Genomic DNA, 25,419 nt, shown 5'->3' with positions numbered 1-25,419 from the left:
TCCGCTCCCTGGTCGAGGGGGTTCCCGTCGGTCCGGCGGGACCGGGCCCTGGTGGGGCTCCGGTCCAATCCTATGGACAACCGTAGGATTGAGCGCCCGGCACGTCAACGGGGCCGCGCGGCATCATGGACCCCGTGTCACACGACCGTACGAACGAACAGTCCGCCGCCCCCTCCGCCTTAGCGAGCGCCCCGGGTGCTCCGGGTGCTCCGAACGTTCCGGGTGCCCCGAGCGGCCCGGGAGTCGCGCCGCCCGCCGCTCCGCCGCGGCGGAGCTCCGCACAGCCCCTGCGCAGGGTCCCCGTCCAGCGCCGCAGCACGGAACGGCTCGCCCGGATCCTCGACGCCTGCGCCGTACTCCTCGACGAGACGGGGTACGAACAGCTCACCACCCGCGCCGTCGCCGCCCGCGCGGGCGTCCCCATCGGCTCCGTCTACCGCTTCTTCGGCAACAAGCGCGCCATGGCGGACGCCCTCGCCGTCCGGAACCTGGACCGCTACGCCGCGCGGGTCACCGACCGGCTCGCCCGGCTCGACGCGCGGGACTGGCGCGGCGCGGTCGACGCGCTGCTGGACGAGTACCTGGCCATGAAGCGCACCGTGCCCGGCTTCTCCCTCGTCGACTTCGGGGCCCAGCTCCCGCTCGGAGTCGGCCGCCGAGCGCCCGCCCGGGACTCCGCCCCGGATTCGGCCCCGGACGACGATCCCAACCACCGTGTCGCGCGCCGCCTCACCGGACTGCTCGCCGGACACCTCGGCCGGACCCCGGACGCGGCGCTGCACCGTACGGTGCTGGTCGCCGTCGAGGCCACCGACGCGCTCCTCCAGCTCGCCTTCCGCACGGACGCCGCGGGTGAGCCGGGGATCGTCGCGGAGACCCGGGAACTGCTGCGCGGCTATCTCGCGAAGTCGCTCGACTGACCCGCCGACCCGCGCCCGTACCGCTGTGACCTGGGGTTTTGCTCGTATTGCTCGCATGTCAACATCTTGTTAACGCGTGGAACACCGCCTTAACGTCATCCGCACCGCCGCCCCCGGCGGCAGTTCAAAGGTGAACGTGAGGGGCCTTTCCCATGCTGACCATCCTCGGCTTCGTCATGATCGCCACCTTCCTGGTGCTGATCATGATGAAGAAGATGTCGCCGATCGCGGCACTGGTGCTCATACCAGCACTCTTCTGCGTCCTTGTCGGACAGGGCGCGCAGTTGGGCGACTACGTCATCAAGGGCGTCGGCGACCTCGCGCCCACCGCCGCGATGCTGATGTTCGCCATCGTCTACTTCGGTGTGATGATCGATGTCGGACTCTTCGACCCGATCGTCCGGGGCATCCTGCGCTTCTGCAAGGCGGACCCGATGCGGATCGTGGTCGGTACCGCGGTGCTCGCCTCGATCGTCTCGCTGGACGGCGACGGCTCCACCACCTTCATGATCACCGTCTCCGCGATGTACCCGCTGTACAAGCGGCTCGGGATGAGCCGGGTCGTCATGACCGGCGTCGCCGCCACCGCCAACGGTGTGATGAACACCCTGCCGTGGGGCGGCCCGACCGCCCGGGCCGCCACCGCGCTCAAGGTGGACGCGGGCGAGGTGTTCGTCCCGATGATCCCGGCGCTCGCCGTCGGACTGCTCTGCGTGCTGATCCTCGCGTACGTGCTCGGCCTCCGGGAGCGCAAGCGGCTCGGCGTGCTGACGCTGGACGAGGCGCTGAAGACGGACACGGACACGGTCACCGAGACGGAGTCGGGAGCGTCCGGGGCGTCCGGATCGTCCACGACGAAGATCGAGCAGCTTCTCGTGAAGACCGGTGGCGGCAAGGGCAACGGCGCCGGTGCGGGCACCGGCGGCTCCGGTGCCGGTACGGCGACCGCCACGGCGGACGGCCCCGGACACGCGGGCCACGCGGGCGACTCCGCCCATGACGACGCCGCCGACGACGCCGACGACGAGGGCTTCCAGGGGCTCGACCCCAACCGCCCCACCCTGCGCCCCCGCCTCTACTGGTTCAACGCCGGGCTGACCGTCGCGCTCCTCACCGCCATGATCATGGAACTGATGCCGATCCCGGTGCTCTTCCTCCTCGGCGCGGCCCTCGCCCTCACCGTCAACTACCCCAACATGGCCGAGCAGAAGGCCCGTATCGCCGCCCACGCCGACAACGTCCTCAACGTCTCGGGCATGGTCTTCGCCGCCGCCGTCTTCACGGGGGTCCTCACCGGCACCGGAATGGTCCAGCACATGGCCGACTGGCTCGTGGGCGCCATCCCGGAGGGCATGGGCCCGCACATGGCGATCGTCACCGGTCTGCTGAGCGTGCCGCTCACGTACTTCATGTCCAACGACGGCTTCTACTTCGGCGTCCTGCCCGTCCTCGCCGAGGCCGGCGCCGCGCACGGTGTCTCCCCGCTGGAGATCGCCCGCGCCTCCCTCGTCGGCCAGCCGCTCCACATGTCGTCCCCGCTGGTCCCCGCCGTCTACGTCCTCGTCGGCATGGCGAAGGTCGAGTTCGGCGACCACACCCGCTTCACCGTCAAATGGGCCGCGCTCACCGCGCTCGTCGTCCTCGCGGCCGGGGTACTCTTCGGCATTATCTGATGAACGAAACCCCAGGACACGATGTGCCGCCCGGTGGGAGAAGCTGGCTCCTGCGCCTCGTCATCGCCTTCGGGTTCGCCCAGGGCGCGGTGTCGATGGCGCGGCCGGCGGTCTCCTACCGGGCGCTCTCGGTCGGCGCCGACGAGCGGGCCATCGGCGTGATCACCGCCGTGTACGCGCTGTTGCCGCTCTTCGCGGCCGTACCGCTCGGCCGCAGGACCGACCACGGACGCTGTGTCCCCCTGCTCGTCACGGGCGTCGTCCTCATCTCCGCGGGCTGCGCCCTCAGCGGCCTCGCCGGCTCCCTCGTCGAACTCGCCGCCTGGAGCGGGGTGATGGGACTCGGCCACCTCTGCTTCGTCATCGGCGCCCAGTCGATCGTGGCCCGCCGCAGCGCACCCGCCGAACAGGACCGCAACTTCGGCCACTTCACCATCGGCGCCTCGCTCGGCCAGCTCGCGGGCCCCGCCGCGGCCGGGCTGGTCGTCTCCGGCCAGGGCGGCGCGATGGCCCGTACGAGCGCGCTCGCCCTGCTCGTCGCCGCCACCGTCGCCGCGGTCTCCTTCACCGCGCTGTGGCGCGTCGAGCCCCGTACCCCCGTCGCCGCCCGGGACCGTAGCGCGGGACGGGTCCCCGTCCACCGCATCCTGCGTACCCGGGGCGTGCCCGCCGGGATCCTCATCAGCCTGGCCGTGCTCTCCACCACCGACATCCTCACCGCCTATCTGCCGGTCGTCGGCGAGGAACGGGGCATCGCCCCCGCCGTGATCGGCGCCCTGCTCAGCCTGCGGGCCGCCGCCACCATCGCCTGCCGTCTGGTGATGACCCCGATGCTCCGCCTGGTCGGCCGTACGGTCCTGCTCACCGCCACCTGTCTGCTCGGCGGGCTGCTGTGCGCGGGCATCGCCCTGCCCGTACCGGTCTGGGGGCTCGCGCTGATGCTCGCCGCGCTCGGCTTCTGCCTCGGTGTGGGCCAGCCGCTGTCGATGACGACCGTCGTGCGGGCCGCCCCCGACGGGGCGCGCTCCACCGCGCTCGCGCTGCGCCTCACCGGCAACCGCCTCGGGCAGGTCGCCGCTCCGGCCTCCGCCGGTCTGGTCGCGGGCGTCGCGGGCACGGGCGCGCCGTTCCTGATGCTCGGCGCGCTGCTGGTGGGCGCGGCGGCCCTCGGGCCCCGGAAGCCGGGCGCGACACCCGACGGGAGCGCGGGCGGCGGCAAGCGCGGGCGCGTGAGCGGAAGTACGGGCGCGAGCGGGGGCGCGAGCGGGAGTACGGGCAGGGAGAGTGCGAGCGGCGTGGAACCTTCGCGCGAATCATTCCCTGACCGCGCGTAGTCGGCTAACTTCAGGCGTCCGCGGCCGCTCCACCCTCGCACCCGCTCCATCTTCCTCTTCCGGGCGGAACCATTCATGACTCGCGCCATATCCCTGCACAGCGTCAGCAAGGCATACGGACGGTCGGCCCGCGCGGTCGACCGGTTCTCGCTCGATATCGCACCCGGTGAATTCCTGGTGCTCCTCGGCCCGTCGGGGTGCGGGAAATCGACCGTACTCCGCATGATCGCGGGTCTGGAGGACATCACCGAGGGAGATCTTTTCCTCGACGGTGAATATGCCAACAACATGCCGCCGCGGGAACGCGGAATGGCCATGGTGTTCCAGAACTTCGCGCTCTATCCGTCCATGACCAACCGCGAGAACATCGGTTTCCCGCTCAAGCTGGAGAATCCGCGCGAGGACCGCACCGAGCGCGTCGAGGCCACCGCGAGGATGCTCGGCATCGAGAGCGTCCTCGACCGCTACCCGAACCAGCTCTCCGGCGGCGAGCGCCAGCGCGTCGCGATGGGACGCGCCATCTCCCGGCGCCCCTCGGCCTTCCTGATGGACGAACCGCTCTCCAACCTCGACGCCAAGCTCCGCAGCCATCTGCGCGCCGAGATCGCCCATCTCACCGCCGAACTCGGCGTCACGACCATCTATGTGACGCACGACCAGGCGGAGGCGATGTCCCTGGGCGACCGGGTCGCGGTGATGCGCGGTGGGGTCCTCCAGCAGGTCAGCGCGCCGCGCGAGGTCTACGCCCTGCCGGAGAACGTGTTCGTCGCCGCGTTCATCGGCACCCCGCGCATCAACCTGCTCCAGGCCGTCGTCCACGCGCCGCTCGACGGCCGGATGTCGATCGACCTCGGCCGCCAGCGGCTGCGGCTGCCCGAACCCCTCAGCTCCGACCACCAGTTGCTCCGGATCCAGCAGGGCCGGCAGATCATCGTCGGCCTGCGCTCGGAGGCGGCCAGGATCGCCCCGCCCAGCCAGGCCCGTTCGGGGGAGGTGGCGCTGAGCGGCATCGTCGAGCACATGGAGTACCAGGGACACGAGGCGCTCGTCCATCTGAACATCGGCTCCCGGCCCGCGGTGGTGGCCGATCTCGAATCGCCCCGCCCGAAGTCCGCCGTACGCCGCCGCAAGAACGGCCCCGGTCTCCTGGACCGGCTGCGCGGCCGGCCGGCCGCGCGCAACGGCTCCGCCCCGGGCGGCGACGGCCCCGGCGGCAACGGCTCGGGTGGCAACGGCTCCGCTCCCGGTGTGGCCGTCGACGAGCCGCCGACGCGCCAGGAGCCCGCCGCCCGCAGCCCCGAACGCGCCGTCATCGCCGCGAGCGACCTGGTGGTCCGCACCGGCCCCGACATGCGGCTGCGGACGGGCGCGCAGGTGCCGCTCCTGGTCGATCTGGCCCACCTCTACGTCTTCGACGACTTCGGCCGGCGGATCTGCCCCGCACCGAGGGACCAGCCGGGGCTCGACGCCTGACGCGTTCCGGCCCGGCGGGGGCGGCTCTGAGTACGCCCTGAGTACGCGTACGGATGTGGCGCCCGCCACAGCGGCGGAAGCTGTCCCGCATGACCGACACACCCGTCAAGCAGCAGATCAGCCCGGCCTACTACGCGCAGGCCGTCGCCTCCTTCGGGCTCGCCCTCGTGGCGATGACCGTCGGCATCGTCAGGCTCGACGCCGACGCCTGGGTGCGGGGGTTCCTCGGTATCGCCGTCCTCTACCTCACGACCTCGGCGTTCACCCTCGCCAAGGTGATCAGGGACCGCCAGGAGGCCGGGCAGATCACCAGCCGGGTGGACCAGGCCAGGCTGGAGAAGATCCTGGCCGAGCACGACCCTTTCCAGAAGCTCTAAGCGCTTGCTCACTGCCGGGGTATGGTGTGCGTCCCTGTCGAATGGACGACCGAACGGAAGGGGCGCGCGATGCGCACGGCGGAGCAGGCGGCCGACGGCGAGCACACGCCGTGGGGTGAGGTCACCCCGGAGGCGGCCAGAAAGCTGCTGGTCGCCGCCGTCGAGGCGTTCGCCGAGCGCGGCTACCACGCGACCACCACCCGGGACATCGCGGGACGCGCGGGGATGAGCCCGGCGGCGCTCTACATCCACTACAAGACGAAGGAAGAGCTGCTCCACCGCATCAGCCGGATCGGCCACGGCAGCGCCCTGGCGCTGCTGACAACGGCCGCGGACGGCGGGGGCACGGCGGCGGAGCGGCTCTCCGACGCCGTGCGCGGCTTCGTCCGCTGGCACGCGGAGCGGCACACCACGGCGCGGGTCGTCCAGTACGAACTGGACGCGCTCGGCGCCGGGCACCGCGCGGAGATCGTCGAGCTGCGGCGCGGCTGCAGCGCGGCGATCCGCCGGATCCTCGTCGACGGCGTACGGGACGGGGAGTTCGACGTCCCCGACGTGCCGGGGACGACGCTCGCGGTGCTCTCCCTCTGCATCGACGTGGCGCGCTGGTTCAACGCGGCGGGCCCCCGCACGCCCGACGAGGTCGGCGCGCTCTACGCCGATCTCGTCCTGCGCATGGTGGCCGCGCCGGGGACCGAAGGCTCCGCCGGTCAGAAGAAGTAGCGCGACACCGACTCCGCCACGCAGGCCGGCTTGTCGCCGCCCTCGCGCTCGATCGTGACGAGGGTGGTGATCTGGACGCCGCCGCCCGCCTCCGTGACGTCCTTCAGGACGGCGGTCGCGCGCAGCCGCGAGCCGACCGGCACGGGGGAGGGGAAACGGACCTTGTTCGTGCCGTAGTTGATGCCCATCTTCACGTTCTCGACGCGCACGACCTCCGGTACCAGCGCGGGCAGCAGCGACAGCGTCAGATAGCCGTGCGCGATCGTCGTCCCGAACGGGCCCCGCGCGGCGCGCTCCGGGTCCACGTGGATCCACTGGTGATCGCCGGTGGCCTCGGCGAAGAGGTCGATCCGTTTCTGGTCGACCTCCAGCCACTCGCTGTGTCCCAGCTGCTCGCCGATCCCGGCGCGCAGCTCCTCGGCTGAGGTGAAGATCCTCGGCTCGGTCATGTCCCTGGTGCCGCCTCTCCGTTGTCCGCCCGTATCCGTCTGTCCGCCCGCACCTGTCCAAGCGCTTGCTCAGCTTGAGCATGTTGCGCGATCGCCCGGATGTCAACGAGGGCAGTAGGCGCAGTAGGCTCCGGGGGGTGCCACAGATTCCGGAGACCATCAGTGAACTCACGGTCGGACAGTTGTCGGCGCGCAGCGGCGCCGCCGTCTCGGCCCTGCACTTCTACGAGTCCAAAGGGCTGATCTCCAGCCGCAGGACCAGTGGCAACCAGCGCCGCTACTCCCGTGACGCACTGCGCCGGGTGGCCTTCGTGCGGGCGGCGCAGCGGGTCGGCATCCCGCTGGCGACGATCAGGAACGCCCTGGCGGAACTCCCCGAGGAGCGCACGCCGACGCGGGACGACTGGGCCAGGCTGTCGGAGGCGTGGCGCGCGGAGCTGGACGAGCGCATCAAGCAGCTCGGCCGGCTGCGCGACCATCTCACGGACTGTATCGGCTGCGGCTGTCTCTCCCTGGAGACCTGTGTCCTGTCCAACCCCGACGACATCTTCGGCGACCGCCTGACGGGTTCGCGCCTGCTGCCGGAGCGCCGTGCTCCCGAGGAGCGGCGGTCCGCGAAGGACCCTGCCCCGGGCCCGCGTTGATCCCGGGCGCTCCGGGCGCCCTGAGCGTGCCGCCCCGGCCCGGGCCCCGGCCCTGACTCCGTGGGGGCGTGCCGTCTTGCGGACTCGCCCCCACAGGTCCTACGCCACCGACGCCAGATCCTTCATCCGCATCCGCTTCGCCCGGGCCAGCGCCTCGGACGTGAGGAGGGGCGGCGGTACGACGATGCCGCAGCCCGTGCAGACCGGTCCCGACCACGGCTCGCCCGACAGGTCGGGCCGCCAGACGAACCCGCGCTCCGCGCAGACGGGACAGGTGGCGCCGGGGCCGCTCTTCAGCCCCGAGACCAGCCGGCGCAGCACCTCGGCGAGCGACTCCGACGGATGGACCGCCGGATCGTCGCACCGCGCGACGCCGTTGCCTCCCCAGGCCCGCCGGTGCCAGTCGTCGCAACTCCCGGGCTGCCTCAGCCCGTCGTGCTTCTCGCGCCTGCGCCGCTCGGCGAACTCCCACTCGTACGCGAGCCAGACGGCCCGCGCCTCTTCCAGTTCTTCCAGCGCGGCCGTCAGCCGCGCCGGGTCGGGCGCCCTGTCCTCCGGCTCCATGCTGTGCCTCGCGCACAGATGGTCCCAGGTAGCCCGGTGTCCGTAAGGAGCGAACCGCTCCAGGCACTTGCGCAGGGAATACCGTCGCAAGGCCAGGTCGCACCGCGGATCGCGCACCTGTCTCGCGAGACTCCGGAATCCGGCCATCGCCTGCCACCTCCGTCGCTGTTCGGCGTTGAGGAATGGACGTACGCCTGCCCCGTTCGGCTCCATCAAAAAACAGATGGCAGCCATGGATCCTGGCATTCCGGTTCATATCGAGCAGTTTTCGAACCCGATTCACAGGAACCGTGCGGAGTTCGGGTGTGGGGATCCGGAAAAGGTGACTGATGTTCATCTTACCGGCGAGTCATACCGCCGGTAACCTCCGGCGCACCGGCCTCCCCGAGGAGCACTCCATGCGACGACGCACCGGAAGACCCCACCGCGCCACCCTCACCGCCGCCGCGGTGTTCGCGCTGGGCGCGGCCCTGCTGACCCCCCATGCGCAGGCCGCCGCCCCCGCCGCACCGCCCGCACAGACCGCCGCCGCCGACCCCGACTACTGCCAGGGCCAGTGCGCCGACATCCTGCCGCCCGGCCAGAACGGCAACGCCACCCTCGCCGACATCCTCGGCAACCGGCTGTTCGGGACGTTCCCCGCCCACGCCTCCGACCAGCTGAGCCGCTACGACTCCCTGGTGGCCGGACAGGACGGTCTCACCGACGCCAAGGTCACCGACTTCTTCAACGACGCCTCCTTCGGCGTACCGTCCGACCAGGTCGAGTCCGTCACCTCGCCCCGCTCCGACGTCACCATCACCCGCGACAAGAAGACCGGCGTCCCGCACATCAAGGGCACCACCCGCTACGGCACCGAGTTCGGCGCCGGCTACGCCGCGGGCCAGGACCGGCTCTGGATGATGGACCTCTTCCGCCACATCGGCCGCGGCGAGCTGACCTCCTTCGCCGGCGGCGCCCTCGCCAACCAGGGTCTTGAACAGCAGTTCTGGCCGGCGGCCCCGTACACGGAGGCCGAGTACGAGGCCCAGATCGAGCGGATCCGGGCCACCGAGGGCGCGCGCGGCGAGCAGGCCATGGCGGACGCGCAGGCGTATGTCGACGGCATCAACGCCTACCGCCAGAAGGCCAAGGACGGCCGCTACTTCCCCGGTGAGTACGTCCTCACCGGGAAGATCGACTCGATCACCAACGTCGGGGAGATCCAGCCCTTCAAGCTCACCGACCTGATCTCCATCGCCTCGGTCGTCGGCGGCCAGTTCGGCGGCGGAGGCGGTGGCGAGGTGCAGGCCGCGCTCTCCCTCCTCGCGGCCCAGCAGAAGTACGGCGTGGCCGAGGGCACGGCCGTCTGGGAGTCCTTCCGGCAGCGCAACGACCCCGAGGCCGTCCTCACCGTCCACGACGGCACCAGCTTCCCGTACGCCCAGAAGCCCGACCAGCCGCGCGGCACCGCCCTGCCCGACACGGGCTCCGTCACCGCCGAACCCCTCGTGTACGACAGGACCGGCTCGGCCGTCACCTACGCCACGGCTCCCGTCGACACCCCCGAGGAACTCAAGCCGCTCCAGGGCATCTTCGACGACGGCGTCGTCCCGGCCGGATCTCTCTCCGCCAAGCGCGGCATGTCCAACGCCCTGCTGGTCTCCGGCGCGCACACGAAGAGCGGGAACCCGGTCGCGGTCTTCGGCCCGCAGACCGGCTACTTCGCGCCACAGCTGATGATGCTCCAGGAACTCCAGGGTCCCGGCATCAGCGCCCGGGGCGTCTCCTTCGCGGGCGTCGGCATGTACGTGCAGATGGGGCGCGGCCCTGACTACGCGTGGAGCGCGACCTCCTCGCAGCAGGACATCACCGACACCTACGCGGTCGAGCTCTGCGAGCCGAACGGCTCGGCCCCGACCAAGGCGTCCACCTCGTACCTCTTCCGCTCCGTCTGCACCCCGATGGAGAAGATGGAGCGCAGGAACGCCTGGAAGCCCACCACCGCCGACTCCACCGCCGAGGGCTCGTACCGGCTCCAGGTCTGGCGCACCAAGTACGGGATGGTCACGCACCGCGCGACGGTCGGCGGCAAGCCCGTCGCGTACACCTCGCTGCGCACCACGTACCGCCACGAGGCCGATTCGATCATCGGCTTCCAGATGTTCAACGACCCGGCGTTCATGACGGGCGCGGCGGCCTTCCAGCAGGCCGCGCACAAGGTCGGCTACGCCTTCAACTGGTTCTACGCGGACGCGCGCACCGCCGCCTACTACAACAGCGGCCTCAACCCGGTGCGGGCGACCGGCGTGGACGCGTCGCTGCCGGTGAAGGCGGAGCGGGCGTACGAGTGGCAGGGCTTCGACCCGGTGTACAACGAGTCCGCGTACACCCCCTTCGCCCAGCATCCGCAGTCGGTCGGGCAGGACTACTACATCTCCTGGAACAACCGGCAGGCCAAGGACTACGACGCGGCCGGATTCGGCTACGGCGCCGTGCACCGGGGCGATCTGCTCGACGACCGGGTGAAGAAACTGGTCCGGGCGGGCGGCGTCACCCGCGCCTCGCTCACCCGCGCGATGGCGAACGCGGCCCTGGCGGACCTCAGGGGCGAACAGGTCCTGCCCGGACTGCTGAAGGTGATCCGCTCGGCGCCCGTCACCGACTCCGCGCTGAACACGGTCGTCCAGCAGCTGGAGACCTGGCAGGCGGCCGGCGCGCTCCGCAAGGAGACCGCGCGGGGCTCGCACACGTACGCCAATGCGGCGGCGGTCCGCACCATGGACGCGTGGTGGCCGCGGCTGGTGGAGGGGCAGTTCAAGCCCGGCCTCGGCGACGGTCTCTACACCGCGCTCACGGCCTCGCTGCCGATCGACGAGTCCCCGGCCTCCAGCCACGGCCCGACCGGCGCGCACAGCGGTTCGTCGTTCCAGTACGGCTGGTGGGGCTATGTCGACAAGGACCTCAGGCAGGTCCTCGGCGAGCCGGTCCAGAGCGCCTCGCCGAAGACCTACTGCGGCGGCGGCTCACTCACCGCCTGCCGTGACGTCCTGCTGACGACCCTGAAGACGGCGGCGGCTGTCCCGGCGAACACGGTCTACCCCGGGGACGACAACTGCTCGGCGGGCGACCAGTGGTGCACGGACACGATCATCCACCGGGCACTCGGCGGGATCACCCACCCGAAGGTCAACTGGCAGAACAGGCCGACGTACCAGCAGGTGGTGGAGTTCCCCTCGCACCGCTGAGGGCGGGGACACCTACCGCTCGGAGTGATCCGTGGGCCGGACCCGGTATCGGGTCCGGCCCACGGCCGTGCGGGCCCCCGGACCTGCTCACGATCGCCGCCAAACTGCTCAGGTGAAGACAAAGTTCTGTCGATAACGATAAAAGTTCTGTCGAACTGAGTCTTTCCCTTGGCGCCGGCGAGACTTAGGCTCCAGCCGGACATTCAGCACACCCCCTGGCACCGAGCACGGGCCCAGGCGAGCCGGGCATCGCGATGCCCCCTGGGCAAGGAGGACACTGACATGAACGGCAGACACACGAATCCCCAGATCCCCCAGAGCCCTCAGATCCCCCAGGGCACTCAGATCTCTCAGACCTCCCACGCGCCTCAGATGCCCCCGGGATCCCCGGCGGCGCGCAGTCCCCTGATGACCTCCCGGCGGGGACTCCTCGGCGCGGCCGGCGGAGCCGCGGTGGCCGGCGCCCTCGGCCCGTTCTCCGGCGTCGCGGCGGCCGACTCCGCCCGTCACCCCCAGGGCGGCCGGAACGAGGACTACGGCTTCGGCAAGGGCGGCGACCTCCCGCTCGACCGCATCGGCATCCAGCTCTTCACCGTCCGCGACCTGCTCGCCGACAACGAGCTCGACCTGTCCCGTACGTTCGAGATGCTCGCCGACGCCGGCTACGCCGAGTTCGAGATCGGCGGCGACTACGACGGACGCACCCCGGCCCAGCTCCGCAAGCTGGCCGACGCCCACGGCCTCAAGGTCGCGGGCAACCACTTCGGCCCCCGGGGCATGGTCGAGAACATCTGGTACGACCCCAAGGAGCGCGCCCGCATCTACGAGGAGGCGCACGCGCTCGGGCTCAAGGCGGTCGGCACCGGTCACTCGTACACCGCGCCGCGCACGGTCGACGGCTACAAGAGGATGGCCGCGGCCTTCAACGTGTGGGGCCGGGAAGCCGTCCGCAACGGCTTCGACTACTTCTACTTCCACAACCACGACGTGGAGTTCACGCTGGTCGACGGCGTGCCGCTGTACGACATCCTGCTGGAGGAGACCGACCCGCGGTACGTGAAGTTCGAGCTGGACCTCGGATGGATCGAGATCTCCGGCCAGAGCGCGTACGAGTACATCAGCCGCGACCCGGAGCGCTTCCCGCTCTTCCACGTCAAGGACATCCGCTGGGACCCCAACGGCAACCGCGAGGCGCAGCCCGGCACCGCCAATGCCGGAAAGCGGTTCTTCTTCACCGACCCCGGCAAGGGCGACGTCGACTATCCGAGGATCTTCTCGGCGCTGAAGAACCCCGCCCACCACCACTTCCTGGTCGAGCACGACGACGCGGGCAACGACGAGACCGCCGACGAGAACTCGCCCCGCCCGCTCAACCCCGCGGGCTCGGCCAACACGGCCTGGACCGGCCGCAAGTACCTCGCCAACCTGGAGATCCCCCGGCGCAAGCGGCACTGACGCGCCACCGGAGGAGTCCTCCGATGTCCCGTAACCCGCTGCGAGCGCCGGGGGGTTACGGGACCCGGGGCCGGTCTGGTCGCAGCCTCAGATCGCAACTCTCAGCTTTCAGCTTTCGGCTCTCAGCCCAGCTCCCGCTCCCGCGTCTCCGGCAGCGCCCGTACGCACAGCAGCGACACCACGGCCATCGCGCTGACGTACCAGCCCACCGACGCCGAACCGAAGGCGGGCTGGAGGCGCGGGACGACCAGCGGGGAGACCGCGCCGCCGAGGACACCGCCCAGGTTGTACGCGAGGGACGCGCCCGAGTAGCGGACGCGGGCGGGGAACAGCTCGGACAGGTACGCGCCCATCGACCCGGAGGCCACGCCCACGCAGAGCATGGCGACCCCGAGGCCCAGCGCCATCAGCGCCGGCCGCCCCGTGTCGAGCAGCGGGAACAGCAACTGCCCCCAGACCGCGGCGAGTCCGCAGCCCAGGAGCGCCGGGCGGCGCCGGCCCGCCGTGTCGGAGCGGGTGGCGGCGAGCCAGATGCCGGCCGCGAGGAAGAGGCAGGTGATCAGGGAGAGGGCGAGCATGGTGTCGCGCGGCACCCCCAGGGTCGTCGTGGCGTACGACAGGCTGTAGGTCATCGACGTGTAGAAGAGGGCGTACACGACGGCCATCGCGCCCGCCCCGAGCAGCAGGTCCCGGGTGTGGCGCCGCAGCAGCTCCACCATGGGCGCCCGGCTCGCCTCCTGGCGGGCCACGGCCCGGGTGAACACCGGGGTCTCGCTGATCTTCAGCCGTACCACCAGCCCGACCGCGACCAGCGCGAAGGACAGCAGGAACGGAATGCGCCAGCCCCAGCTCGCGAAGGCCGCCTCGTCGAGCGTCGCGGACACCAGCCAGAAGACGCCGGTGGCGGCGGCGAAGCCGACGGGCGGGCCGAGTTGGGGGAACGCCGCGTACATCCCGCGCCGGCCGTGCGGCGCGTGCTCCACGGCGAGCAGTACGGCGCCGCCCCATTCCCCGCCGATCCCGATGCCCTGGAGGAAGCGGAGCAGGACCAGCAGCAGGGGCGCCCAGACCCCCAGGGTGGCGTAGCCGGGCAGCAGCCCCACCAGCGCGGTGGAGAGCCCCATCAGCAGCAGCGAGGCCACCAGCACCGTCTTGCGGCCGACCCGGTCGCCGAAATGGCCGAAGACGATTGAGCCGATCGGGCGGGCCAGAAAGGCGACCGCGTACGTGGAGAAGGAGGCGAGTGTGGCGTTGAGGGGGGAGAGGTTGGGGAAGAAGGCGTCGTCGAGGACGAGCGCCGCCGCCATGCCGTAGATGAAGAAGTCGTAGAGCTCGATGGTGTTGCCGATGAAGCTGGCGACGGCCACCCGGCGCGGACTCTCCGGGCTCTCCGGCGAGTCCGCGGCCGGTTCCGCGGGTGGGGAGGAGGACGTGGGGGACAGTGTCTCGTCGATCACGACAGGCACTCTCACGGCCGGTGAACGACGCGGTCAACGCCGCCTGTTGAGCACGCTCGGATACCGGCGGGTCACCAACTGTTATCGGCCGGATTGTCGTCGGCCGGACGGGGCCACGTGGCCCGCGCGCGCCGGCCGGGCCTCAGCGGTAGGTCAGGTACCTCCGCCGCACGGCACGGAACGCGGCCAGGTCGTCCCGCCAGGCGGCGGCCACCTCGTCCGGCTCCGCGCCCGCGTCGATCATGGTCCGGACCGCCGCCGACCCGGTGAGCTTGTCGATCCAGTGGTCGGGGCGCCAGGTGAACCCGCTCCATGACCGTTTCGCCGTCACCAGCAGCCCGATCCCGGTGCGTACCGGATCGAACGACGCGCGGTCGTGGACGTGGAGCTGGACACCGCCGACCGTCTTCCCCTGGAACTTGGAGAACGTCGGCGCGAAGTACGCCTCGCGGAAGCGCACCCCCGGCAGCTCCAGCGCGTTCGCCGCCTCGGCCCAGCTCCGGTCGACGCCCTCCGCGCCCAGCAGCTCGAAGGGGCGTGTGGTGCCGCGCCCCTCCGACAGGTTCGTGCCCTCGAAGAGGCAGGTCCCCGCGTACACCAGGGCCGTGTCGGGCGTGGGCATGTTGGGGCTCGGCGGCACCCACGGCAGCCCCGTCGCGTCGAAGAAGTCGTCCCTCGCCCACCCCGACATCCGTACGGTCTCCAGCGGTACGGGCCGCTCCAGGAACTCGCCGTTGAAGAGCCGCGCCAGCTCGGTGACCGTCATGCCGTGCGCCTGCGCGATCGGCCGGCGCCCGACGAACGTCGCGAACTCCGGGTGCAGGACCGGGCCGAGGGCCGCGCGGCCGGTGACCGGGTTGGGCCGGTCCAGTACGACGAACCGCTTGCCCGCGAGCGCCGCCGCCTCCATGCAGTCGTACAGCGTCCAGATGTACGTGTAGAAGCGGGCGCCCGCGTCCTGGATGTCGAAGACGACGGTGTCGACCCCGGAGGCGGTGAAGACGTCCGCCAGCGGCTGCCCGCTCTTGAGGTACGTGTCGTAGACCGGCAGCCCGGTCGCCGGGTCGTCGTACCGCCCCTCGGAGCCGCCCGCCTGCGCGGTGCCCCGGAAGCCGTGCTCCGGTCCGAAGACGGCGGTCAGCCGCACCCGGTCGTCCGCGTGCATCACGTCGACGATGTGGCGTGCGTCCGCCGTGATCCCGGTCGGGTTGGTGACGACGCCGACCTTCTGGCCGGCGAGCGGCCGGTAGCCGTCGGCGGCCAGCCGGTCGAAGCCGGTCCGTACGCGCGTACGGCTCCGGCCGCTCGCGCTCCCGCTGTCTCTTCCGGACCCCGCCGCGGCGGGGTCCGGAAGAGCGCCCGTGGCACCGGCCGCGCCGACCGCACCCGTGGCGGCCAGCAGTCCCCGTCTGGACAGGCTCATCGCGCTACCTCCGTGATCGGCCGGCGGTCCGCGGCGGTGTGCCGCCGGCTGCCGTCTGTCATGGCCACGCACGCTAGCGTCCCGGGCCCGCCGGGGGAACGAGGCCGCCCCGGCCCGTTCCCGAGGTTTTCCGTTCCGCTTCCCCCTGACATACCGACTGGTTAGTCTGTTAGAGGGAAGACAGGCAAGTCAGGGAAGCCCATGACGGAAACCGGAACGCCCGAAAGGCAGGCCCGATGAGCGCGGTGCACGGTGCAGGGGTTGTGGTCACAGGGGCCGGCGGCGGCATCGGCGCCGCCCTCGCCCGCAGGTTCGCCGCCGAGGGGGCCCGCGTCGTGGTCAACGACCTCGACGCGGCGAAGGCCACCGCCGTCGCCGACGAGATCGGCGCCACCGCCCTGCCCGGCGACGCCTCCCATGTCGTGGCCGAGGCCCGCGCCGCCCTCGGCGGCCACGTCGACATCTACTGCGCCAACGCCGGCGTCGGCACCGGCGGCGACGCGTTCGCCGAGGAGGACGTCTGGTCGTCCGCCTGGGACGTCAACGTCATGGCACACGTCCGGGCGAGCCGCGCCCTGCTCCCCGACTGGCTGGAGCGCGGCGCGGGCCGGTTCGTCTCCACGGTCTCCGCCGCCGGACTGCTCACCATGATCGGCGCGGCCCCGTACAGCGTCACCAAGCACGGCGCGCTCGCCTACGCCGAGTGGCTCTCGCTGACCTACCGCCACCGCGGGCTCCAGGTCCACGCCATCTGCCCGCAGGGCGTCCGTACGGACATGCTCGCCGCCACCGGGAGCGCCGGCGAGCTCGTCCTCACCGCCACCGCGATCGAACCGGAGGCGGTCGCCGACGCGCTCTTCGACGCCATGGCGGAGGACCGTTTCCTCGTACTCCCGCACCCCGAGGTGGCGGGCTTCTACCAGGCCCGCGCCGGTGACCCCGAGCGCTGGCTCTCCACCATGAACCACATCCAGCAGAAGTGGGAGAGAGGCACCGGGTGACCACCGTGTCCATCTACTCCGCCCAACCCTGGCTCGGCCGGCTCAACGAGGCCCAGCGGGCCGCCGTCGACCCGGCCGTCTCGCTCGTGCACGCCCTGCGCGCAGCCGTCGCGCTCGCCCCGGAGCGCACCGCGCTCGCCTATTTCGACGGCCGGCTCGACTACCGCGCGACCGACGCGCTCTCCGACGCGGTCGCCGGCCATCTCGCCGCGCGGGGCCTGGCGCGCGGCGACCGGGTCGCGCTCATGCTCCAGAACACCCCGCACTTCGTCCTGGCGCTGCTCGGCGCCTGGAAGGCGGGCGCGACCGTCGTACCGCTCAACCCCTCGTACAAGTCCGCCGAGGTCGCCCACATCCTCGCGGACGCCGAGGCCACGGCGGTGATCTGCGCCGACAGCGCCTGGGAGGCGTATCTGCGCGAGACCGTCGAGGCCTCGGCCGTACGGATCGTGCTCACCGCCTGCGACTTCGACTTCCAGAGCCGCGACGACCCCCGGGTCCTCGGCCTCACCCGGCTGCCGTCACCCGACGGCGACGCCGCCGATCTGCTGACCGTGGCCCGCGGCGGACTCGCCGCGCCGGCCGGCCGCGACCCGGCCGCCGGCGACACCGCGCTCATCAGCTACACCTCCGGCACCTGCGGCAGCCCGAAGGGCGTCATGAACTCCCACGCCAACATCATGGTGAACGCCGAGCGGCAGCGCGCCGGCCGGCCCATCGCCGACGGCGCCTGCTACTTCGCGCTCGCCCCGCTCTTCCACATCACCGGCATGGTCTGCGAACTCGCGGCGTGCGTCGCCAGCGCGGGCACCCTGGCCCTCGCCCACCACTTCCAGCCCGGCGTCGTCCTCGACGCGTTCACCGAGCACCGGCCCGCGTACACCGTCGGCCCCGCCACCGCGTTCATGGCTCTCGCCGCCCACCCCGACGTGACCCCCGGCCACTTCAGCTCCTTCCGGATGGTCTCGTCGGGCGGCGCGCCCCTGCCGCCCGCGCTGGTCGAGAAGTTCCGCGCGCGGCTCGGACCGTATCTCCGCAACGGCTACGGCCTTACGGAGTCCACCGCGGGCTGCGCCTCCGTACCGCCCCAGACGGAGGCTCCGGTGGACCCGGTCTCCGGGACGCTCTCGGTCGGGGTGCCCGGCCCCGACACGGTCGTACGGATCGTCGACGAGGAGGGCGGGGAGCTGCCCTTCGGGGAACACGGGGAGATCGCCGTGCGCGGCCCCCAGGTCGCCGCCGGCTACTGGAACGACCCGGTGGCGACCGAGGAGACGTTCCCGGACGGCGAACTGCGCACCGGCGACATCGGCTTCATGGACCCGGACGGCTGGCTCTATGTCGTCGACCGGAAGAAGGACATGATCAACGTGTCGGGCCTCAAGGTCTGGCCGCGCGAGGTCGAGGACGTGCTCTACACCCATCCGGCGGTGCGCGAGGCGGCCGTGATCGGTGTCCCCGACGCCTACCGGGGCGAGAGCGTCAAGGCGTACGTGAGCGCGCGTCCCGGTGCCACGGTGGAGCCCGCCGAGCTGACCGCGTACTGCCGGGAGCGGCTCGCCACCTACAAGTGCCCGCGGGAGGCCGAGATCCTGCCCGAGCTGCCCAAGACCACGAGTGGGAAGATCCTCAGGCGGGAACTGCGTTCCCGCTCATGAGCGTCCCAGGCGGGGACAGCCCCCCACCGGACCCGTAGGGGTTCCCCGGGGGTGACACGGAGCGGAAGGCGGGTGGCGGCAGATGGCCAGGACGACGGACGGAAGCGGCGAGCCCGTCCCGCGGCGGCTGCTGGCCGCCGCCACCCGGCTCTTCGCCGTGCACGGCTACGACCGGACGTCCGTCCAGGAGATCGTCGAGGCCGCGGGCGTCACCAAGGGCGCGCTGTACCACTACTTCGGCTCCAAGGAGGACCTTCTCCACGAGGTCTACGCCCGGGTGCTCCGCCTTCAGCAGGAACGGCTCGACGGCTTCGCGGACGCCGGGGGGCCGGTCGAGCGCCGGCTGCGGGACGCCGCCGCCGATGTCGTGGTGACGACCATCGAGAACCTCGACGACGCCGCGATCTTCTTCCGCTCCATGCACCAGCTCAGCCCGGAGAAGAACAGACAGGTACGGACGGAACGGCGCCGCTACCACGAACGGTTCCGCGCGCTGATCGAGGAGGGCCAGCGCACCGGGGTCTTCTCCACCGCCACCCCGGCCGACCTGGTGGTCGACTACCACTTCGGCTCCGTCCACCACCTCTCCACGTGGTACCGGCCCGACGGCCCGCTCACCCCGCAGCAGGTCGCGGACCACCTGGCCGATTTGCTGCTGCGGGCGCTGCGCCCCTGACCGGTCGGCGCCGCGCTCCCTCCTCTTCCGCGCCCCCCCCACTTCTTCCGGGACCCCTCTTCTTCCGGCACCGCCCTTCTTCTGGCACACCCTGCATCACCGGTCACGCCTTCGCCATACGTACTTGTACGCATTGCGGCCCGCCGAGCGCGTTCGTCACGATGAGTTGTGTCGACGCTACGGAACGTCAGGGTTCCGGGCAGGGAAACAGGGAAACAAGGGGGATCGATGAACAGGATCCGTGCGTTCATGCTGAAGGCCACGGTCGGCGCGGTTGCCGCGGGGGCGCTCGCCACGAGTGTGATGACGGCGCCGGCGGGGGCGCAGGCCGTCCCGGACCAGGCCCACCAGACCTATGCCGCCCAGACCGACCGGGCCGGTCTGACCTCTGATCAGGCCGCCGGTCTCCAGGAGCGGGTGGAGGGGTATCTGAGCGAGCTGGCGGGCAGCAGGCAGGTCTCCGCCAACAGGATCACCATGCCGGGCGGTGATGTCACGGTCGCGGCGCCCGGCCAGCGGTCCGCCCGTGACCTCGCCCAGCCACCGGTGAGCAACCGGCTGCCCGCCGCCTGCGGTTCCGGGCATCTCTGTCTGTACCGGGGCGGGGACACGCTCGACTACTACCGGTGCGGCACTTACAACCTGTCGTGGACCGGCGACGGCACCTTCAACAACAACCAGACCAGGGGGACGAGGGCGCGCTTCCTGAACTCCAACCGCTCGGAGCGCTGGAGCAATGTGGCGCCCGACACCGGCACCGCGAGCTGGAGTCCCGTCTACTACGTGGTGCCCTGCTGACGGTCCCCGGTCGCGAGGGGTGAGGGGCCGGTCGGGGCGCACCGGGATCGCGCGGCGGGCGGCGTGTGGGGGCGGAGAGTAGTGGAAAGAGTACGTACGGTCATTGTCGGTCGTGCGGGCACGGGGGATATCGATGGGCACCGCCCTGTGGCATGAGTACGCGCAGATGCTGAGCCTGGCCGTGGCCGTGCTGGAGCGCGCCGATCCGGAGCCGCCCTGGCCGCTGGTCCTGGCGGAGCTCACCCGGGAGCTGCACTCCCCGGCCGCCTCCCTCGCCCAGGCGCGCTACGCGGAGCGGACGGGTCGGGTGGAGGCGTGGCGGACGGCGCGTCCGGTCTCCCCTGGCTTGCTCGACTCGCTGATGGCCCGCCAACTGCGGGCGGGCAACCCGCTGGTGGCGCACTACGCGTCCACGCCCGACCGCACACCCCGTACCGCGAGCGAGCTGATGGGGGAGCGTTCCTGGCTGCGCAGCCGGAGCCACCGGCTGGCCCGGGGGACGCTCGGCGCCCATATGCTCGCCATCCCGCTGCCCGCCCCCGCCGGAGTCGCCCGCGGTTTCGTTCTCCACCACGAGCGCGACGACTTCACACCGGAGGAGCGCGCGTACGCGGCCCGGGTGCAGCCTCTCCTCGTCGGCATCGACTGCCACTACCGCGCCCTGGCCCGCTGGCGGGCGGCCCCGGGGCAGCCCGCGGAGCCGGCGCCCGTACCCGCCGGAACCGGGGCCGGGGCCGCGTCGGCCGAGCGGGCGGTGGAGGCGGGGCTCACGCCGCGTCAGCACGCCGTGCTCACGCTGCTCGCCAAGGCCCTGCCCGCCACCGCCATCGCCCACCGGCTCCATATCTCACCGCGCACCGCCCACAAGCACATCGAGGGCATCTACCGCAGGCTGGGGACCTGCGACCGGCTCTCGACCGTCATGCGCGCCCAGTCCATGGGTCTGCTGCCCCTGCCGGAACCCGTCGAGCACTGAACGCCGAGCACTGGACGTCGAGCAGGGAAGGGGCGAGCAGGGAAGGGGCGAGCAGGGAAGGATCGAGCAGAGAAGGGAGGACTCAGCGATACTTCTTCAGCTCCCGCCGGGCCAGTGACCGCTGGTGCACCTCGTCGGGACCGTCCGCCAGCCGCAGCGTCCGCGCCGAGGCCCACAGCTCCGCCAGCGGGAAGTCCTGGCTGATGCCGCCCGCGCCGTACAACTGGACGGCCGAGTCGATGATGTCCACGACCGCGCGCGGTGTGGCGATCTTGATGGCCTGGATCTCCGTGTGCGCCCCGCGGTTGCCGACGGTGTCCATCAGCCAGGCCGTCTTGAGCACGAGGAGCCGCAGCTGTTCGACCGTCACCCGGGCGTCCGCGATCCAGTTCTGCACGACGCCCTGCTCGGCGAGAGGCTTCCCGAACGTCGCCCGCCCCACGGCCCGGCGGCACATCAGCTCGATGGCCCGCTCGGCCATCCCGATCAGCCGCATGCAGTGGTGGATCCGGCCGGGCCCCAGCCGGGCCTGCGCGATGGCGAACCCACCGCCCTCCTCGCCGATGAGGTGCGAGACGGGCACCCGTATGTTGTCGAAGACGACCTCGGCATGGCCGCCGTGGGAGTGGTCCTCGTAGCCGTACACCCGCATCGCGCGGCGCACCTCGACGCCCGGGGTGTCACGGGGGACCAGGACCATCGACTGCTGGCGGCGCGGGTCGGCGCCGTCCGGGTCGGTCTTGCCCATCACGATGAAGACGGCGCACGCCGGATTCATCGCACCGGAGATGTACCACTTACGGCCGTTGATGACGTACTCGTCGCCCTCGCGCCGGATGCTGGTCCGGATGTTCGTCGCGTCGGACGAGGCGACCTCCGGCTCCGTCATCGCGAACGCGGACCGGATCTCCCCCGCGAGCAGCGGTTCCAGCCACTGCTTGCGCTGCTCCTCCGAGCCGAACTGGGCGAGCACCTCCATGTTTCCGGTGTCGGGGGCCGCGCAGTTCAGCGCGGTGGGGGCCAGCTCCGGTGAGCGGCCGGTGAGCTCGGCGAGCGGCGCGTACTGCAGATTGCTCAGCCCGGCCCCGTATCCGGCGCCGGGGAGGTTCGGGTCGTCCACGAAGAACAGGTTCCACAGGCCCTGCCTGCGCGCCTCGGCCTTCAGTTCCTCGACCACCGCGGGGGTGCCCCACGGGTCGGCCAGCAGGGAGCGCTGCTCCCGGGCGATCTCCTCGGACGGATAGATGTGCTCGTCCATGAAGGTGAGCAGCCTGGTCCGCAGCTCTTCGGTGCGGGCGTCGAATGCGAAGTCCATCAGGGGTACTCAGCCTTCCTGGAGGGTGGTGAGGCCGTGCTCGATGAAGACGGGGACGAGGGCGCCGATCCGGTCGAAGCCCGGTCCTACGGTCTGGTTGAGGGTGTAGCGGTAGTGGATGCCCTCCAGGATCACGGCGAGTTTGAACCAGGCGAACGCCGTGTACCAGGAGATGCCGGTGGTGTCCCGCCCCGAGCCCGCCGCGTACCGCTCGATCAGCTCGCCCGGCGTGGGATGGCCGGCCGCCCCGGCCGTCGTACTGATCGGCGAGCCGGTCACCGCCAGGGGCGCGCTGTACATCGCCAGCAGCCCCAGATCGGTGAGCGGGTCGCCGAGTGTCGACATCTCCCAGTCGAGCACGGCGTTGATCCGGTCGTCCGCGCCGAGCAGGACGTTGTCCAGCCGGTAGTCGCCGTGGATCACGGTGGGCGCGGGGGAGACGGGCAGGGACCGGCCGAGCCCCGCCTGGAGTTCGTCGATACCGGGCAGTTCACGGTTCCGGGAGGCGTCGAGCTGCTTGCCCCAGCGGCGGAGCTGCCGGTCGAGAAAGCCCTCGGGCCGGCCGAAGTCCCCGAGACCTACGGCCCCGGGATCGACGGCGTGCAGCTCCACCAGGGTGTCGACCAGGGAGAGCACGGCGGCGCGGGTGCGCTCGGGACCGAGCGGGGCGAGCTGTTCGGCGGTGCGGTACGGCGTGCCCGTCACCTGCTCCATGACGTAGAACGGCGCGCCGAGCACCGACTCGTCCTCACAGAGCAGCAGCGCCTCGGGGACGGGCACGGCGGTCGGGTGCAGCGCCGCGATCACCCGGTACTCGCGCTTCATGTCGTGCGCGGTGGCCAGCACATGGCCCAGCGGGGGTCTGCGGACCACCCAGCGGCCGGTGCCGTCGGTGACGGTGTACGTCAGGTTCGACCGGCCGCCCTCGATGAGCCGCGCGTCGAGCCGCCCGCCCACCAGACCGGGGAGCACGCGGTCGAGATGGTCACGGAGCCGCTCGGGATCGAGTCCTGGCGTGGGGGCTGGGCTCATCGGGCGTACCTCCGTGGACGTGCGTGCGGACAGGCGGACGGTCGCTCCCATGATGCCGACCAGTCGGTATGTCGTCCAGTGCCTGGCGCTCCCGGACCGGACCGGAGCCCCCCGGCCGGCTCCCAGGCCCCCGGCCACGCCCAGGCCGCCCCGGGGATCGGAGCGCCCCGGGCCGGCCGGCGCACGGCGGGTCAGGCGTGGCAGGCCACCGGCACGCCGCCGTTCATCGTCGCCATGTCGGACAGGACGGTGGGCAGATCCAGCGGCGAGCCCTCCGGTTCCCCGGCCAGCTCGGCGTAGGCGCGGTGCAGATTGGCCACCAGCCGCTCGCTCTCGCGCAGCTCCCCGAACTCTCCGAGATCGGCCTTCTGCGCGGCCTCCAGCGGGGTGAGTCCCCCGGCGCGGCTCGTCCCGGCCAGTTCGGCGACGTACCGGAGGTAGCGCTCCGTCGCGTCGTACGCCGTCGGGTCGGTGAGCGGCCCGTGGCCCGGTACGACGACGGACGCGTCCAGCGAGCGCAGCAGCTCCAGCGCCCGCAGGGAGCCGCGCAGCGAGCCCATCGCGAGGAACGGCGTGCCGCCCTGGAAGACCAGGTCCCCGGTGAAGACGACGCCGTGCTCCGGCAGATGCACGACCGAGTCCCCGACGGTGTGCGCCACGCCCGGGTGGATCACCCGGACCTCGGTCCCGCCCACGTGCACGGTGAGCCGGTCGCTGTAGGTCACGCTCGGGGCGATGATGCTGATGTCCCCGAAGTCGGTCTCCGGCCAGATCAGATGGAGCTGATGGCCCGCCGCGAGCTGCTCGCTCCGGCACGCCTCGTGACCGACCACCGTGGCCTCCGGCAGGAACACCCCGTTGCCGTAGGTGTGATCGCCGTGGTGGTGCGTGGTGACGATGGTACGGGGCAGCTCCGCCCCGGCCAGCAGGATCGCCTCGCGCAGCAGCCGGGCCCGGCGCTCGGTGGCCGTGGTGTCGACGAGGAGCGTCGTGCCGCCGTCACTGATGAACCCGGCGTTGTTCAGACACCAGCCGCCGTCGGGCTGGACATAGGCGTGGACTCCGGGGGCGAGGCGGACGGTGTACGGATCGGTGGCGGGCATCGGAACTCCTGGGGGTGGGGGGGAAAGTTCCCTCAGAGCCTGACAGTTGACGGAGCCCTCGGAAAAGCGGCCCTGCCCGGCGGCCGGTAGCGACCGCCCGGCGCCCCGACGCCGCCGCGCTTCCCCGCCCGCCGTTACGGCAACAGGCCCGTCCGGCTTGCGCGGGGCGTGGGCGGGGCGGAGGCTGCGGATCATGAAGGCCATCAGCTACCGCCGCCACGGCGGACCCGGCGTCCTGGAGTACGGCGACCGTCCCGAGCCGAAGGTCGGCCCCGACTCCGTACTGGTCGAGGTGCGGGCCGCGGCCGTGAACCCCGTCGACTGGAAGTGCCGCGAGGGCTATCTCGACGGAGTGCTCGACACCGTCTTCCCGGTGATCCCCGGGTGGGACGTCGCCGGAGTCGTCCTCCGGCCCGGCGCGGCGGTCACCGAGTTCGCCGCCGGGGACGAGGTCATCGGGTACGTCCGCGAGGACTTCCTCTCCCGGGGCACCTTCGCGCAGTACGTGGCCGCCCCGGTCAGGACCCTCGCGCACAAGCCCCGCTCGCTCGGGTTCCCCGAGGCGGCCGGGCTGCCGCTGGCCGGCCTCACCGCGCACCAGGTGCTCCACCGGGTGCTGCGGGTACGGCCCGGTGAGACCGTGCTCGTCCACGCGGCGGCGGGCGCGGTCGGCTCCCTCGCCGTCCAGCTCGCCCGCCACCACGGGGCCCGTGTCATCGGCGCCGCCCGCGCGTCCGGCCAGGAACACATCCGGGCGCTGGGCGGCGAGGCGGTCACGTACGGGGACGATCTGGGCGCTCAGGTACGGGCGCTGGCCCCCGACGGGGTGGACGCGGCGCTCGACAGCATCGGCGGCGACATCCTCCGCATGACGCCCGGACTCCTCGCCCCCGGCGGCCGGCTGGCCTCGATCGCGGACAGCGCGGTCGGTGAACTGGGCGGCTCGTACGGCTTCGCCCGCGCCGACACCGCCGACCTGACGGAGCTCGCGGGCCTCGCGGAGCAGGGCGCGCTGACCGTGGGGGTGGCGCGGACATACCCCCTGGAACAGACCGCGGACGCGTTCCAGTTCGCGGAGGCGGGTGGGGCGGGCGGCAAGGTGGTCGTCACCATGGGGTGAGCCGTCACCCCCGGACCACGG

22 protein-coding genes are annotated in these 25,419 nt (G+C 71.8%); 15 read left to right on the top strand and 7 right to left on the bottom strand.

What is annotated here, in order from left to right; genetic code table 11:
* Positions 1–125 precede the first annotated feature (125 nt).
* From ACFTZC_RS05560 to ACFTZC_RS05535, 6 genes are all read left to right on the top strand, one after another.
* A complete protein-coding gene (locus ACFTZC_RS05560; protein ID WP_382887090.1) occupies positions 126–920 on the top strand; it encodes a TetR family transcriptional regulator in 795 nt (264 codons plus the stop codon).
* A 152-nt stretch (positions 921–1,072) separates the two neighbouring features.
* A complete protein-coding gene (locus ACFTZC_RS05555) occupies positions 1,073–2,593 on the top strand; it encodes a CitMHS family transporter (protein ID WP_382887088.1) in 1,521 nt (506 codons plus the stop codon).
* Positions 2,593–3,927, top strand: a complete 1,335-nt coding sequence (locus ACFTZC_RS05550) for an MFS transporter (RefSeq protein ID WP_382887086.1) — start codon at positions 2,593–2,595, stop codon at positions 3,925–3,927. The genes ACFTZC_RS05555 and ACFTZC_RS05550 overlap by 1 nt, the downstream gene beginning before the upstream one ends.
* A gap of 75 nt (positions 3,928–4,002) precedes the next feature.
* Complete coding sequence (locus ACFTZC_RS05545) at positions 4,003–5,400, top strand: ABC transporter ATP-binding protein (protein ID WP_382887084.1); 1,398 nt, start codon at positions 4,003–4,005, stop codon at positions 5,398–5,400.
* 89 nt (positions 5,401–5,489) lie between these two features.
* Positions 5,490–5,777: a YiaA/YiaB family inner membrane protein gene (locus tag ACFTZC_RS05540; protein ID WP_382887082.1), complete on the top strand. Its 288-nt coding sequence runs from the start codon at positions 5,490–5,492 to the stop codon at positions 5,775–5,777.
* Positions 5,778–5,846: 69 nt separating this feature from the next.
* A complete protein-coding gene (locus ACFTZC_RS05535; RefSeq protein WP_382887080.1) occupies positions 5,847–6,500 on the top strand; it encodes a TetR/AcrR family transcriptional regulator in 654 nt (217 codons plus the stop codon).
* On the opposite strand, the gene ACFTZC_RS05530 is transcribed toward ACFTZC_RS05535, so the two are convergent.
* The gene (locus tag ACFTZC_RS05530) at positions 6,488–6,949 is read right to left on the bottom strand and encodes a MaoC family dehydratase (RefSeq protein WP_382887079.1); all 462 of its coding nucleotides are present in this window, start codon (positions 6,947–6,949) and stop codon (positions 6,488–6,490) included. The genes ACFTZC_RS05535 and ACFTZC_RS05530 overlap by 13 nt on opposite strands.
* A 137-nt stretch (positions 6,950–7,086) precedes the next feature.
* On the opposite strand from ACFTZC_RS05530, the gene soxR reads away from it, so the two are divergent.
* A complete protein-coding gene (gene soxR, locus ACFTZC_RS05525; RefSeq protein ID WP_382887077.1) occupies positions 7,087–7,593 on the top strand; it encodes a redox-sensitive transcriptional activator SoxR in 507 nt (168 codons plus the stop codon).
* Between the two features lie 99 nt (positions 7,594–7,692).
* Here the strand turns inward: soxR and ACFTZC_RS05520 are convergent, their stop codons facing one another.
* Positions 7,693–8,304 carry a hypothetical protein gene (locus tag ACFTZC_RS05520; RefSeq protein ID WP_382887075.1) on the bottom strand — a complete coding sequence of 204 codons (612 nt, stop codon included), beginning with the start codon at positions 8,302–8,304 and terminating at the stop codon, positions 7,693–7,695.
* 251 nt (positions 8,305–8,555) lie between these two features.
* On the opposite strand from ACFTZC_RS05520, the gene ACFTZC_RS05515 reads away from it, so the two are divergent.
* Both ACFTZC_RS05515 and ACFTZC_RS05510 read left to right on the top strand, forming a co-directional pair.
* A complete protein-coding gene (locus tag ACFTZC_RS05515) occupies positions 8,556–11,384 on the top strand; it encodes a penicillin acylase family protein (protein WP_382887073.1) in 2,829 nt (942 codons plus the stop codon).
* Positions 11,385–11,792: 408 nt separating this feature from the next.
* Positions 11,793–12,839 carry a sugar phosphate isomerase/epimerase family protein gene (locus tag ACFTZC_RS05510; RefSeq protein ID WP_382887071.1) on the top strand — a complete coding sequence of 349 codons (1,047 nt, stop codon included), beginning with the start codon at positions 11,793–11,795 and terminating at the stop codon, positions 12,837–12,839.
* 122 nt (positions 12,840–12,961) lie between these two features.
* Here the strand turns inward: ACFTZC_RS05510 and ACFTZC_RS05505 are convergent, their stop codons facing one another.
* Both ACFTZC_RS05505 and ACFTZC_RS05500 read right to left on the bottom strand, forming a co-directional pair.
* Complete coding sequence (locus ACFTZC_RS05505) at positions 12,962–14,281, bottom strand: MFS transporter (RefSeq protein WP_382887269.1); 1,320 nt, start codon at positions 14,279–14,281, stop codon at positions 12,962–12,964.
* 157 nt (positions 14,282–14,438) lie between these two features.
* Positions 14,439–15,719: an exo-beta-N-acetylmuramidase NamZ domain-containing protein gene (locus ACFTZC_RS05500; RefSeq protein ID WP_382887070.1), complete on the bottom strand. Its 1,281-nt coding sequence runs from the start codon at positions 15,717–15,719 to the stop codon at positions 14,439–14,441.
* A 236-nt stretch (positions 15,720–15,955) separates the two neighbouring features.
* Between ACFTZC_RS05500 and ACFTZC_RS05495 the strand changes: the two genes are divergently transcribed.
* From ACFTZC_RS05495 to ACFTZC_RS05475, 5 genes are all read left to right on the top strand, one after another.
* Positions 15,956–16,720 carry an SDR family oxidoreductase gene (locus tag ACFTZC_RS05495; RefSeq protein WP_382887068.1) on the top strand — a complete coding sequence of 255 codons (765 nt, stop codon included), beginning with the start codon at positions 15,956–15,958 and terminating at the stop codon, positions 16,718–16,720.
* Positions 16,717–18,378, top strand: coding sequence for a class I adenylate-forming enzyme family protein (locus ACFTZC_RS05490; protein WP_382887066.1), 1,662 nt, complete (start codon positions 16,717–16,719; stop codon positions 18,376–18,378). Before ACFTZC_RS05495 ends, ACFTZC_RS05490 begins: the two co-directional genes overlap by 4 nt.
* An 82-nt stretch (positions 18,379–18,460) precedes the next feature.
* A complete protein-coding gene (locus ACFTZC_RS05485; RefSeq protein ID WP_382887064.1) occupies positions 18,461–19,054 on the top strand; it encodes a TetR/AcrR family transcriptional regulator in 594 nt (197 codons plus the stop codon).
* 228 nt (positions 19,055–19,282) lie between these two features.
* Entirely contained in the window at positions 19,283–19,852 is a 570-nt protein-coding gene (locus ACFTZC_RS05480; RefSeq protein ID WP_382887062.1) for a hypothetical protein, read from the top strand.
* A 133-nt stretch (positions 19,853–19,985) separates the two neighbouring features.
* Positions 19,986–20,828: a response regulator transcription factor gene (locus tag ACFTZC_RS05475; protein WP_382887059.1), complete on the top strand. Its 843-nt coding sequence runs from the start codon at positions 19,986–19,988 to the stop codon at positions 20,826–20,828.
* A gap of 82 nt (positions 20,829–20,910) precedes the next feature.
* Here the strand turns inward: ACFTZC_RS05475 and ACFTZC_RS05470 are convergent, their stop codons facing one another.
* The 3 genes from ACFTZC_RS05470 to ACFTZC_RS05460 form a co-directional block, all read right to left on the bottom strand.
* A complete protein-coding gene (locus ACFTZC_RS05470) occupies positions 20,911–22,143 on the bottom strand; it encodes an acyl-CoA dehydrogenase family protein (protein WP_382887057.1) in 1,233 nt (410 codons plus the stop codon).
* 9 nt (positions 22,144–22,152) lie between these two features.
* Positions 22,153–23,175: a phosphotransferase family protein gene (locus ACFTZC_RS05465; RefSeq protein WP_382887055.1), complete on the bottom strand. Its 1,023-nt coding sequence runs from the start codon at positions 23,173–23,175 to the stop codon at positions 22,153–22,155.
* A gap of 191 nt (positions 23,176–23,366) precedes the next feature.
* On the bottom strand, positions 23,367–24,278 hold the full coding sequence (locus ACFTZC_RS05460; RefSeq protein ID WP_382887053.1) for an MBL fold metallo-hydrolase: 912 nt from the start codon (positions 24,276–24,278) through the stop codon (positions 23,367–23,369).
* A gap of 193 nt (positions 24,279–24,471) precedes the next feature.
* Between ACFTZC_RS05460 and ACFTZC_RS05455 the strand changes: the two genes are divergently transcribed.
* On the top strand, positions 24,472–25,398 hold the full coding sequence (locus tag ACFTZC_RS05455; protein ID WP_382887051.1) for an NADP-dependent oxidoreductase: 927 nt from the start codon (positions 24,472–24,474) through the stop codon (positions 25,396–25,398).
* Positions 25,399–25,419: the final 21 nt, after the last annotated feature.

This window comes from Streptomyces sp. NPDC056987 (assembly GCF_042673865.1).
Taxonomy (GTDB): domain Bacteria; phylum Actinomycetota; class Actinomycetes; order Streptomycetales; family Streptomycetaceae; genus Streptomyces.
This window is presented reverse-complemented; position numbering and strand designations above follow the sequence as displayed.